The 11,781-nt window shown below is 61.4% G+C and carries 10 protein-coding genes; 5 read left to right on the top strand and 5 right to left on the bottom strand.

The window, feature by feature from the left end; all coding sequences use genetic code 11:
- Positions 1 to 7: 7 nt before the first annotated feature.
- From GBB18_RS03490 to GBB18_RS03480, 3 genes are all read right to left on the bottom strand, one after another.
- The gene (locus tag GBB18_RS03490) at positions 8 to 355 is read right to left on the bottom strand and encodes a metallopeptidase family protein (protein WP_151640774.1); all 348 of its coding nucleotides are present in this window, start codon (positions 353 to 355) and stop codon (positions 8 to 10) included.
- Between the two features lie 10 nt (positions 356 to 365).
- On the bottom strand, positions 366 to 1,379 hold the full coding sequence (locus GBB18_RS03485; protein WP_151640773.1) for a septum formation family protein: 1,014 nt from the start codon (positions 1,377 to 1,379) through the stop codon (positions 366 to 368).
- A 110-nt stretch (positions 1,380 to 1,489) separates the two neighbouring features.
- The gene (locus GBB18_RS03480) at positions 1,490 to 2,233 is read right to left on the bottom strand and encodes a GntR family transcriptional regulator (RefSeq protein ID WP_151640772.1); all 744 of its coding nucleotides are present in this window, start codon (positions 2,231 to 2,233) and stop codon (positions 1,490 to 1,492) included.
- A 115-nt stretch (positions 2,234 to 2,348) separates the two neighbouring features.
- Here GBB18_RS03480 and serS point away from each other — a divergent pair, with 115 nt between their 5' ends.
- From serS to GBB18_RS03465, 3 genes are all read left to right on the top strand, one after another.
- Entirely contained in the window at positions 2,349 to 3,608 is a 1,260-nt protein-coding gene (gene serS / locus GBB18_RS03475) for a serine--tRNA ligase (RefSeq protein WP_151640771.1), read from the top strand.
- A gap of 63 nt (positions 3,609 to 3,671) precedes the next feature.
- Positions 3,672 to 4,583: a 1-acyl-sn-glycerol-3-phosphate acyltransferase gene (locus GBB18_RS03470; RefSeq protein ID WP_151640770.1), complete on the top strand. Its 912-nt coding sequence runs from the start codon at positions 3,672 to 3,674 to the stop codon at positions 4,581 to 4,583.
- Complete coding sequence (locus GBB18_RS03465; RefSeq protein ID WP_151640769.1) at positions 4,580 to 5,446, top strand: HAD family hydrolase; 867 nt, start codon at positions 4,580 to 4,582, stop codon at positions 5,444 to 5,446. The genes GBB18_RS03470 and GBB18_RS03465 overlap by 4 nt, the downstream gene beginning before the upstream one ends.
- A 107-nt stretch (positions 5,447 to 5,553) precedes the next feature.
- On the opposite strand, the gene GBB18_RS03460 is transcribed toward GBB18_RS03465, so the two are convergent.
- Positions 5,554 to 7,773, bottom strand: coding sequence for an N-acetylmuramoyl-L-alanine amidase (locus tag GBB18_RS03460; RefSeq protein WP_151640768.1), 2,220 nt, complete (start codon positions 7,771 to 7,773; stop codon positions 5,554 to 5,556).
- 227 nt (positions 7,774 to 8,000) lie between these two features.
- Between GBB18_RS03460 and glf the strand changes: the two genes are divergently transcribed.
- Both glf and GBB18_RS03450 read left to right on the top strand, forming a co-directional pair.
- The gene (glf, locus tag GBB18_RS03455) at positions 8,001 to 9,146 is read left to right on the top strand and encodes a UDP-galactopyranose mutase (RefSeq protein WP_151640767.1); all 1,146 of its coding nucleotides are present in this window, start codon (positions 8,001 to 8,003) and stop codon (positions 9,144 to 9,146) included.
- A gap of 409 nt (positions 9,147 to 9,555) precedes the next feature.
- Positions 9,556 to 10,923, top strand: coding sequence for an MFS transporter (locus GBB18_RS03450; protein ID WP_151640766.1), 1,368 nt, complete (start codon positions 9,556 to 9,558; stop codon positions 10,921 to 10,923).
- Here the strand turns inward: GBB18_RS03450 and GBB18_RS03445 are convergent.
- Entirely contained in the window at positions 10,920 to 11,780 is an 861-nt protein-coding gene (locus GBB18_RS03445) for a mechanosensitive ion channel family protein (RefSeq protein WP_151640765.1), read from the bottom strand. The genes GBB18_RS03450 and GBB18_RS03445 overlap by 4 nt on opposite strands.
- Position 11,781 lies beyond the last annotated feature (1 nt).

Raw genomic sequence — 11,781 nt, 5'->3', positions numbered from 1 at the left:
GGGGGGTTTAGCCCCAGCCGAGTTCGTGCAGCCGAGCGTCGTCAATGCCGAAATAGTGCGCGATTTCGTGTATCACGGTGATCCGCACCTGTTCGACGAGCTCACTTTCGCTCGCGCAATAATCCTTGAGGGATTCGCGGTAGATGGTGATGGTGTCCGGTAAAAAACCGCTGAATTCATTGGTGCGGTCGGGCAGGGCCACACCCTCGTAGAGCCCGAGGATGCCCGGGGATCGGGGATTGCGGTCCTCGATCTGGATCACCACGTTGGTGAGATGGCTCAAGAGCTTCTCGGGGACGAGGTCAAGGCCCTCGTCCACGAGTTCTTCGAAGCGTTCATCGCTGATGGCAACCATGGGGACGTCCTTAGCGGGGAAGGTCCTCGCGCAGCGGATTGCGCTCTGGCTGCGGCGGTGGGGCCGCTCCGTCGATGGTGAAGGGCCCAGTGGCGGTGCCCTTCAGGGTGGAGAAGCCGCCATCCTCGCGGGCCTTGATCAACGAGCAGTTCACGGATTTTGAACCGCCCTGCCATGCATCGGAGGAGAGGGTGGTCCAGAAAGGCTGCAGTGTGGACTGGTAGAGGTTCTCCTCGTTGCCCAAGAAATCCTCAGCGGCCTGGGTGCAGACCCGGTTGAGTTCTTCATTTTGCTGGTCCTCGGTGGGCACGGAGTCAGGGAAGAACTCAGTGAGATTCACAACTCGAGTGACTTCGAGAACGTGGTCGGTATCGCAGTTGACGGTGTGGGGCACATTGGCTGCGTCGATACTCACGCAGGTACCGGGCTCATAGACGCGGGCTTGGTCCTGATCGGCTACCTTGCCGGTGGTCTCTAGCGGCACGCCATTGGGGTCAGTGGATTGCAGACCGCACAGCATGGTGCGATCGCCAGCCTCCCAGGCGCTGGGTGGGGGAAGCACTGGCGCGATGGAATAACGGCCGCGCGGATCATAGGTGCCGTTGAGATAGCTGATGGTGGGCTGCTGGCAGAGCTCCTCACGTAGCTGCGCCTGCCGAATGAGATCTGGGGCGGGGGCGTCGGGACCGAACTCGGACGAGGGATAGGCAGCCAGGTCTTCGCGGGCGGTGACCTCGAAGCGGTGCGGGCTAGCGCAGTCGGTTTGTTCGAAGTCAGCGACCTCACCTGCGGCGGTAAAGGACCACGTCACGCAGGAGCCGGCGTCGGCGGTGGTAAACGGCGCCACTTCTTTGACCGTGGAGGTAGTGGGGGAGGCGTCCGGAGTTTCTTCGGGTGTTTGGGATTCTCTGACCATATCGAAGCTGCCAATCGCCACACCGCCGGCGAGGGCGGCGATTGCGCAGATCCGCAGCGCGGTGGCGCTGCGCCAGGTGGGTGTAGTCGTCGAATTCACGTCCCCCATGCTAGCGGCTTCCCTTTTCTGTGGCTGTAAGTGGCGTGCCCTAAAGCGCCGTGCACGAAAACAGCCGCCGCCTGACACGGTACTGTCGGGCCCCTAGGCGCACCGAAGAGCTAGCCACGTTGCACGTGTGTTTTCAGGCTAAAACGATCCGGGTGGTAGAGCGAGCGGCACCACTCCACGGGCTTATCGTTCGAACTGGAGACTCGCGTGACGGCGAGGAGCGCATCGAGGGGACGGAGGCCAAGCAGCTCGGCATCATCGGAGCTGGCGTTGATGGCGGTGGCCGTTTGCTCCGCATCGGTGATGGCCACCCCGTAGTCGCGATCCAAAATGGCGTAGACCGACTTATATACGTCGGTTTCCAGCAGAGTGGGGGCGTAGCGGGAGTTATACCAGCCATCGTCGATGGCATAAGGCTCGCCATTGCCCAGCCGCAGCCGCACTAGGTGGGTGTGGGGAGTGCTGGGATCCGTACCGAAGAACTTCGCCACCTCCGGCGGGGCGGGTGCCCAGGCAGAGGCTAGGATTTTAGAGCTGGCGGTGAGCTGCTGGGCTTCCATCTCGGAGGAGAAGGACGCCAAATGCAGGCGATTAATTAACGGATTAGGGGCCACGAACGTGCCTTTGCCCCGGGCGCGTTTGAGCTTGCCGCTAGCCACGAGGTCGCCGATAGCGCGGCGCACGGTGATGCGGGAAACACCGAACGTATCTTCAAGGATGCGCTCGCCAGGCAGCATATCTCCGGGCTTGAGCTGGTGGGTACAGATGTCCTCGAGAACCTCCCGCAGCTGGGCATGCTTGGGCTTGCCGGTGTCGGCGAGCGGGCGCGCGGGAAAAGACGGGGACGAGGACATACCTCCATAGTAGCGAACTGGTGATAACCGGAGCGGGGCAATGGATGTATCCTCTGCCACGCGCTGGGGTGGAGACAGTCCCATTTTTGAGGCGCTGCGCGGTAGGCTGATGAATGTGATTGATCTAAAGTTCTTGCGTGAAAACCCAGATATCGTTCGCCAGTCCCAGCTGAACCGCGGGGACGATCCTGCGCTTGTCGACGCCCTCCTCGCCGCCGATGAACGCCGTCGTTCCGCCATTGTCGACGCGGATGCTTTGCGCAGCGAGCAGAAAGCCTTCGCTAAGAAGATTGGCCAGGCCGCCCCCGAGGCCCGCCCAGCCCTGCTCGAGGGATCTAATGAGCTTAAGGCCAAGGTTAAGGCAGCCGATGCGGAGCAAAAGGCCGCCGAATCTGAGGTGCATGAACTACAGATGAAGCTCTCCAACGTGGTGGAGGGCGCCCCCGCCGGCGGCGAAGAGGACTTTGTCGAGGTGGACTATGTGGGGACCCCGCCCGAGCTGGATTTCGAGCCCAAGGATCACGCCGAGCTCGGCGAGAGTCTCGGACTGCTCGATATGGAGCGCGGCGTGAAGGTGTCGGGCGCCCGCTTCTATTACCTCACCGGCTACGGCGCCCTGCTGGAGCTCGGCCTGATGAACCTTGCTGCCAAGAAGGCGATGGAGCACGGCTTTAAGCTCATGGTTCCGCCGGTGCTGGTGCGCCCCGACGTGATGGCCGGCACCGGCTTCCTCGGCGAGCACTCCGATGAAATCTACTATCTCCCTGCCGATGACCTCTATCTCGTGGGCACCTCGGAGGTGGCATTGGCTGGCTACCACAAGGATGAGATCATCGATCTCAGCGATGGCCCCAAGAAATACGCGGGCTGGTCCAGCTGTTTCCGTCGTGAAGCCGGCTCCTATGGCAAGGACACTCGCGGCATTATCCGCGTACACCAGTTCAACAAGCTGGAGATGTTCGTCTACGCCAAGCCCGAGGACGCAGAGCAGGAGCACCAGAACTTGTTGAATATGGAGCGCGATATGCTCTCCGCCATCGAGGTGCCCTATCGCGTGATCGACATCGCTGGCGGCGATTTGGGTCAGTCCGCGGCCCGCAAGTTCGATACCGAGGCTTGGATTCCCACCCAGAACACCTATCGTGAGCTCACCTCCACCTCCAACTGCACCACCTTCCAAGCTCGTCGCCTGCAGACCCGCTACCGTGATGAGCAAGGCCGAGCTCAGGTGTGCGCCACCCTCAACGGCACCCTCGCCACCACCCGCTGGCTGGCGGCCCTCTTGGAGAATCACCAGCGTAAGGACGGTTCCGTGGTGGTGCCGGAGCAGCTGCGTCCCTACGTGGGCGTGGATGTTCTGGAACCCCAAAGCTAGCCCCGCCCGCCAACTCTTGGCTGCCCCCTAGGCCGATAAGGACCCCATAAGAGGACACCGTCAATGTGGAGAAAAAACAACCAGCGTTTCCGGAAGACCTCCGGATTCCTCGTGCCCACCTCCGAGCCGGTCATCAGCGCATCACGCCACGCTGAGCTGAAGGAGCCGGTGTATCGCATCGGCATCGCCGTGGCACGACTTGTGATGAAATTCCAAGGGGTCCGCGCCGTGGTGGAGGGCACCGAGCACATTCCTGCCGATGGCGCGGCGGTGATCGCGGTGAATCACACCGGCTACATGGACTTCATCTTTGCCGGCGTCCCCGCCTACCTGCGGGGCCGGCGGCTGGTGCGGTTTATGACCAAAAAGGAGATTTTCTCCGCCCCCTTCCCAGTGGGCTGGGTGATGCGAGCGATGAAGCACGTGCCCGTGGACCGCGAGGCCGGCCACGACGCCTTCGAGACCGCAGTACAACACTGCAGCGACGGTCACTTGGTGGGCATTTTCCCAGAGGGCACGATCTCTAGGTCCTTTGATCTCAAGGAATTCAAAACGGGTGCTGCCCGCATCGCGCAACGCTCCGAGGTGCCCCTCATTCCGCTGGTCGTGTGGGGTTCCCAGCGTTTCTGGACCAAGGATTTGCCCAAGAATCTCGGCCGCAATCACCTGCCGCTGTGGGTGCGCGTCGGCGAGGCGATCTCCACCGAGGGCAGCCCCGAGGAGGTCACCGCTCGGCTGCACGATCGCATGACCGAGATGCTGGCCGAGGTGCGCCGTGACTATGCCGAGGAGTTTGGCCCCTTCGCCGGCGACGAGCCGTGGCTGCCCGCGAGCATCGGAGGCTCTGCACCAACACAGGAGCGGGCGGACTTGTTGGATCAGGCGGAGAAAGAGCGTCGACAAGCGAAACAAGCTCGCAAGGCCAAGCAGGCACAGGCGAAAGCCGCTAAGAAAATGAAAGAGAAAAAACGATGACCTCGTCACCTTCGCCCACGGACGGCACTTTTGCGCGACCGCTGCTCATCGCCACCGATGTGGACGGCACCCTGATCGACGACGCCGAGCGCATCCCACCCCGCGTGGTGAGCGTGCTTCACCAGGCTGTGCATGAAGGAACGAAGGTGGTGCTCGCCACCGGCCGGCCGCCGCGCTGGATCTTCCCGATCCTCGAGCAGCTGGGAATCAATCCGCTGTGCGTGTGTGCCAACGGCGCCATCGTCTATGACTCTGCTCAAGACAGGATCATTCATAGCGCCACGCTGAAACCGCAGACCCAGCGCACGGTCGCCCGCATCGCCACCGAGGTGCTCGAACCGCTGGGCGGGGTACATTTTGCCGTCGAGCGCGCCGGGCGTTCCGCCTTCGACCCCACCCATGAGCTCTTTGCGGTGGCACCGGATTATTCCCACGCCTGGGAGTCGCAGGAGTACGGGGTAGAGGAACACAAGCAGCTCTTCGGCAGCTCTGCGGTGAAGCTACTGGTGCGCAGCGAGCACCTCACCTCCGAGAAAATCGCCGACCTGTTGCGGGACCGCATCCCCGCCGAGATGGCGCATGTGACTTTTTCCATGTCCGGAGGCTTGGTGGAAGTATGCGCCCCGCACGTGAACAAGGCGGTGGGCTTGGCGAAGGTGGCCAACTACTATGGCGTCGACGCCGCCGACGTGATGAGCTTTGGCGACATGCCTAATGACTGTGAGATGCTCCGCTGGTCTGGCCGCTCTTACGCCATGGGCAATGCCGCCCAAGCTGTGCGCGACGCCGCTGATGAGACCATTGGCGATAACAATGAAGGTGCGATCGCCGACGTGCTGGAGCCGCTCTTTTCCGATTCCTAACGCCACCCCACAGCCCCCACCCGCCAGTGCCGGCAGGTGGGGGCTGTGGGGTGTCTGGGGCGGCCAGCGTGCTGGCCGAGGCCAGCGGATCGTGCCTAACTGCGCGCCTAGCGGGCGATGATCTCTAGGCTGCCATCCGTAGGGTTGTAGCTGATGTAGCCGCCGACGAAGTCCACTCGGTAGCCGTTATCGGTGGCGTATTGATCGCTGGTCGGCAGGCCCAAGATTCCGGCATCGAGTCCGGTCGAGGCCCACGCATCCGCGATGTCGCCCCACAGTGCGTGCGTGCCGCCTTCGGGGGAAGAGATAATCACACCATCGGTGAAGGGCACATAGCGCAGCTCGCCCGCGGCGTCCGAGGGCGATGCGTAGTGCACGCCACCGAGCGGGCTGCCCAATACGGGACCGAAGCGGTTGTCGATCTCGTTGTATTTCTGCGACTCGACGCTGTCGCCGCTGGTGGTGATCTTCTTAGGCACAAACACCGGCAGATCGGCGATGCTCAGATCATCGATCATCGGAATGTTGCCCACCTCATCCAGCGCACCATTCTGAATGCCCTGACCGTTTTCGGAATTGAGCACGAGGGCCAAGATGGAGCCTACGATGTCGAGGATCTCGGAGACATCGACGCTGCGACCTTGGGCATGATCGATGATGGCGCCCAGGGCGCGGGAGAAGAGCGTGGCGGCCTCTTGATCGGCCTGGCCAGTGAGATCCACCTCGTTACCTGGGGTGGGCTCCTTCGCAGCGCCCTCCGCCGGTTCCGGAGTGGGCTCCTTCTCCGCAGGTGTCGTGGTCGAGGTAGCCGGGGTGGGCTCCTTTTCACTGGTGGTCTTCGTGGTGGTTTCTGTGGTGCTGGGGGCAGTGCTTGCGGAGGACGTCGAAGTCGTCGTTGCGACAGGGGTGGTGCTCGAGGTAGCCGGGGTGGGCTCCTTCTCGCTGGTGGTCTTCGCGGTGGTTTCCGTGGTGCTGGGCGCAGTGCTTTCCGTAGAAGTTTCCGCGGTACTCGGTGCTGGGCTGGTTACCGTGGTGCTGGTGTCGGCAGTGCTGCTTTCGCTGGAGGTTTCCTCTGTGGTCTCCGCAGCCGCGGTCGACGTGCTGCTCTCTGAGGTGGAGGTCTCGGTATCGCTGCTTGTGCCCACCGTGCCAGTATTAATGGCGTCGTAGGTCTTCTTGGCGATGGTGCGGATCTTCAGCATCTGCGAGTATCCGGCGTCCCCGGGGCAGGTGGTGTTGCCCACGTCGCGGTGCGCGAAAATATTCGGCAGCTTCACCGCGGTACCGGCAGCGTACTTGGTGTAGTGGCTGCCCTCGGAGTAGTGGATGCTCGAGCCGGTGGGATCAAGACCCTCAACAGCGGCGCGCCAGCCGATGGTTTTACCCATGGACTCGATGGTGGCGGCGGTGGGGTTTTGGGTGGAGTAGTCGCCGATCATGGAGATGCCCCAGGTGTTCTGGTTGAAGCCACCGGCGTGCGCACCCTGCACGGCCTTGTTGAGACCTCCAGCGCGGCCCTCGTAGATATTGCCGAACTTGTCAACCAGTGCGTTGTATCCGATGTCGCACCAGCCGAGGGTGGCTGCGTGGTAGTGATAAATGCCGCGGACCTGGGCAGCAGCCTGGGCGGCGGTGTAGTTATTGCTGCCTGCGGTGTGGTGCACGGTGATCCCAGAAACGTGGTCATCGTAGGTGGGGTTCATGCAGCGCTTGGACTCGTCCGCGCCCCAGCCTGCACGAGAGATCATGCTGGGCATGCCCTCGGAATCGGCGGCTAGGTCGATGCCAGCCTGCGGGTCGGTGGAGCTGTTGCCGTCGATAAACACCGCATCCAGGTTGGTGGGCCCACCGGAGACCAAGTCCACGTTGGTCACTGAGACCTGCACGGAGTGAGTGGGGGCGAGATAGATGAGCTCGGTGCCGTCCTTCTCGCCGCCGCTGGTCTCGTTCAGGGGCTCTGCCTCATACCAAGGGCCCCAGTTGCCCGCGCTGTCTTTGGCGCGGAAGTGGGCCACAAAGTCCTTGGTGCCATCCCAAGTGAGCGCGAACATGGAGAATTCCTCGTCGCGCGTGAATTGTTTGACGGTGCGCTCGCCCTCGTCTTCGCCTTGGCTGTCTACGGCGGGGTCATTGACCACCACGTTGTCGCCACTGTCGAAGGAGATGGAGGATTCGCTGACGCTAATCGGATCGGCCGCGACTGAGTCGGTGGGCCGAATGGTGTCGGAGTTCATGGCTACTACGGAGCCGAGGATCACGCTTGCCGCCGCCACGATGGCAGTGAGCGGCCGTCCCGTTCGGCCGAGGAACCGTCGTCGTTGCTGCACTATGGATTGCCCCCTGAGGGTTGTTACTGGAGAAACTTAAATTAATCCTTTTAAAGCCTAGTATAAAGCTGGGGAAATTGATACGAATGTGGCTAGCGTGCAGGATGAGGGGCTGATCTAAAAGCTGACATGTCCACATACGCTGGGTGTTGTGCTCTCTGGTTCTTCTCCCCGTCGCGGCCCCGCCATCACCCTTTGGTGGGGGCACTTGGTTAAGCTTCGGAGATATGACTGACTATGACCTCATCGTTGTGGGCTCAGGCCTCTTTGGGCTCACGGTTGCGGAGCGCGCTGCCTCGCAACTGGGTAAGCGGGTGCTGATCGTCGAAAAGCGTGGGCATCTCGGTGGCAACGCCTATTCCGAGAAGGAACCGGAGACGGGCATTGAGGTGCACCGCTATGGCGCGCACCTCTTCCATACCTCCAATAAGCGGGTCTGGGAGTACGTGAATCAGTTCACCTCCTTCACGGGCTACCAGCACCGTGTTTTTGCGATGCATGACGGCCAGGCCTATCAGTTCCCGATGGGACTGGGACTGATCGCGCAGTTCTTTGGCAAGTACTACAGCCCCGAGGAGGCCAAGGCTCTCATTGAGGAGCAGGCCGCCGAGGTGGACACCGATGATGCCCAGAATCTCGAGGAAAAGGCCATTTCGTTGGTCGGGCGACCCCTCTATGAGGCGTTTATTCGGGATTACACCGCCAAGCAATGGCAGACCGACCCGAAGGAGCTGCCGGCATCTAATATCACCCGCCTGCCGGTGCGCTACACCTTCGATAACCGCTACTTCAATGACACCTACGAGGGGCTGCCGGTGGATGGCTACGCCGCGTGGCTGGAGAAGATGGCCGAGCATGAGCTCATCGAGGTGCAGCTGAATACCGACTGGTTCGAGGTGCGCGAGCGCTATAGCGGTGTGCCCGTGGTCTACACCGGCCCCATGGATCGCTACTTCGACTACTCCGAGGGGCGTCTCGGCTGGCGCACCCTTGACTTCGAGCTCGAGGTGCTGCCAGTGGGTGACTTCCAGGGCACGTCGGTGATGAACTACAACGATGCGGACGTGCCCTATACCCGCATCCACGAGTTCCGCCACTTCCACCCAGAGCGCGATAGCTATCCGGGCGACAAGACCGTGATCATGAAAGAGTACTCCCGCTTCGCCGAAGGTGATGATGAGGTGTACTACCCGATCAACACCCCAGAGGATCGCGATATTCTCGGCCGCTACCGTGCCCTCGCTAAGGAAGAGGAGGAGCGCAATCAGGTGTTCTTCGGTGGCCGCCTTGGCACCTATCAGTACTTGGATATGCACATGGCTATCGCCTCTGCGCTGAGCATGTTCGATAACAAGCTGCGCGATATCCTCTAGTCTCCTTTCGGCTTATCGACGCCATCTCGCGCAGGCGTCACCCCCGTGTGCAGGGCTGAGTCCGGTTGAGCCGGCTCGGCCCTGTTTTCTTTATGCCTAAAGAAGTATTGCCGCTGCCCTAGTTGCCCCCACAAGGGTGGATTAATGTGGCTATGGCACAGATTTGAGCGGAGACAATCATCACAAGCCGAGGGGTTGTATGGGGGAAGGGGCGGGGTTGAGCTGGGATAATCCTGACGCTTAACTAACTCTTACGTAGGCGGAGCTAATGGTGGTCAGAGCGATCTTCTTAGGCAGCGTTAATCTAAGAAATGGTGTTACTTGCGCGCCGCGCCCTAAGGGGGAAGTGGAACCCGCAGAACACTGGCCCTATTCAGATTGTTAAGAGAAAAGGAGCTCGGAAGAGATCATGAGTATGTCATGGCTCGCTGCCCCGCCGGCGGCACCCCGCAAGAGTTCTGAAGAAATTCACCGCCTCTACCCGCGCCTGCGCCTCCAGGTGTTCATGGGTATCTTCATCGGCTACGCCGGTTTCTATTTGGTGCGCAACAATATCTCGGCGGTGGCGCCGCTGCTGGTGAAAGACAGTGAAATCGATGTGGTCGGCATCGGTGTAATCGCCAATGCTGTGCTGTTTGCCTATGGGCTGTCCAAGTTTTTCTCGGCCATGGTCTCTGACCGCTCCAATGCCCGCTACTTCATGCCGCTGGGCCTCGCGCTATCGGCGATCGTGAATCTCTTCATCGCCTTCGTGCCCTGGGTCTCCGCCTCGGTCACGGTGTTCGCCACCGTCATGTTCATCAACGGCTGGGTGCAGGGCATGGGCTGGCCACCCTGCGGTCGCGTCCTCGTGTACTGGTTCTCCACGAATGAGCGCGGCTTTAAAACCTCGCTGTGGAACACCGCCCACAATGTCGGCGGCGCGGCCCTGCCCGCCCTCATCGCCCTCGGCCTGTGGATGTTCCCCGATACCTGGGAGGTCGCTTTCTGGGTACCGGCCGTGGTCGCCCTCGTGGTGGCCGCCATCGGTTTCCTCTTGGTGCGCGACCGGCCCGAGGCTGAAGGCTTGCCGCCCATCGAGGAGTACCGCCACGACCCCGCCAAGGTGGATGCCGCCGAGGACGATGGCACCAGCACCTTGCAGCGAGTGTTGAAGCACGTACTCACCAACCGCACCATCGTGATGCTGGCCATCGCCAACGTCTTCGTTTACGCCCTGCGCTATGGCGTGCTCAACTGGATCACTGTGTTCTTGCACGATAAGCACCACGCAGAGATCGGCAGTGGCCTGGTGGGCTTCGCCACCTTCGAGCTCGCGGGCATTGTTGGCACTATCCTCTGCGGCGTGATCTCCGACAAGGTGTTCCGCGGCTATCGTTCTGGCGCCGGCATGCTCTTTAGTGCCGGTGTGGTGGTGTGCATTCTCTTCTACTGGCTGCTTCCAGTGGGCACCCCGATGTGGCTGCTCATTCTGCTCGTGGGCATGATCGGTGGCCTCATCTACGGCCCCGTAATGCTCATTGGGTTGCAGGCCATTGACCTCTCCCCGCACAATGTGGCCGGCACCGCTGCAGGCTTTACTGGCCTATTCGGCTACCTGTTGGGTGCGACGCTCGCCTCTACCGGCGTGGGCGTCGTGGTGAAGAACTACGGCTGGGATATGGCCTTCACTATCTTCATTGTCTTCGGCGTGATCACCGTGCTGCTGTTCGCACTGGTTGGTCGCGATGAGCGGAAACTCATGCAGGCCCACGCAGAAAAGGTGAAGAGCGCCTAGCTCTCGTCCATCTCCACCACGGTGGTTGGGCCAATCTTGACGCCCTGCGCTTCGAGGGCCTTGATCACTGCTACGATCGCCGCGTCCATGGATGTGACGGTCTCCATCTGCCGAGATCCGGACCAGAAGCGGATCTCCATGGTGGCCAAGCCTCCCACCACATCGCGGAGCACGGCCACCGGCTCTGGCTCATTGAGCACTGCGGGCTCAGCGTTGAGAGCCTCTATGGCGATCACTCGGGCCCGCTCATAGTCCTTGGGGTTGCGGATCTCCACGTTGAAGGAGGTCCGTACCCACTCGTTGTGCGTCTGCACCGTCATCATCGAGGTGTGCACCGTGCCATTGGGGATGAGCACTTGGCGGCCATTAAAGGTGCGCACCGTGGTGGTGGAGAGGTTAATGTCCGTCACGGTGCCTGAAATATCGTCGATGGCGATCTGATCGCCCACTACCGGCTTTTCCCGCATGAGAATCACCAGCCCAGCAAACATGTTGCCTAGTACGGTCTGGAAGGCAATACCGGCGGCGATGGACACCACGCCCAAGCCGCCAATAATATTGACCGGCTTAATCGAGGGGAAAGTGTAGGTAATGGCCACGCCAAAGGCGACAATGATGACCGCCCACGCTGCGATCTGTGCGAAGGCCCGCGCCGAGACTGGGGCGCGCCCTACGGTGACGAGCAGTGGCTTCGTCAGCTTGAGCACCACCCAGGCGAGCATGCAGCCAACGAGGAAAATCAGGGTGCCAATGCCCACCTTTTCCCACGTGAGCATGCGCACCGCTTCTTGAACTTGATCGGCGGTGACTCCGCTCTCCTCGGCGCTGGACTGCTGCGCCAGGATAATCGCCAGCATG

The organism is Corynebacterium sp. 11A (genome assembly GCF_008930935.1).
Taxonomy (GTDB): Bacteria; Actinomycetota; Actinomycetes; order Mycobacteriales; family Mycobacteriaceae; genus Corynebacterium; species Corynebacterium megadyptis.
The sequence above is the reverse complement of the archived record's forward strand: the minus strand, read 5'-3'. Positions and strand labels throughout refer to the sequence as shown.

Excerpts from the sequence above, each read along its gene's own strand:
- GBB18_RS03490 (WP_151640774.1), bottom strand. The coding sequence starts at position 355 with ATGGTTGCCATCAGCGATGAACGCTTCGAAGAACTCGTGGACGAGGGC.
- GBB18_RS03485 (WP_151640773.1), bottom strand. The coding sequence starts at position 1,379 with ATGGGGGACGTGAATTCGACGACTACACCCACCTGGCGCAGCGCCACC.
- GBB18_RS03480 (WP_151640772.1), bottom strand. The coding sequence starts at position 2,233 with ATGTCCTCGTCCCCGTCTTTTCCCGCGCGCCCGCTCGCCGACACCGGC.
- GBB18_RS03470 (WP_151640770.1), top strand. The coding sequence starts at position 3,672 with ATGTGGAGAAAAAACAACCAGCGTTTCCGGAAGACCTCCGGATTCCTC.
- GBB18_RS03465 (WP_151640769.1), top strand. The coding sequence starts at position 4,580 with ATGACCTCGTCACCTTCGCCCACGGACGGCACTTTTGCGCGACCGCTG.
- glf (WP_151640767.1), top strand. The coding sequence starts at position 8,001 with ATGACTGACTATGACCTCATCGTTGTGGGCTCAGGCCTCTTTGGGCTC.
- GBB18_RS03450 (WP_151640766.1), top strand. The coding sequence starts at position 9,556 with ATGAGTATGTCATGGCTCGCTGCCCCGCCGGCGGCACCCCGCAAGAGT.
- GBB18_RS03445 (WP_151640765.1), bottom strand. The coding sequence starts at position 11,780 with ATGCTGGCGATTATCCTGGCGCAGCAGTCCAGCGCCGAGGAGAGCGGA.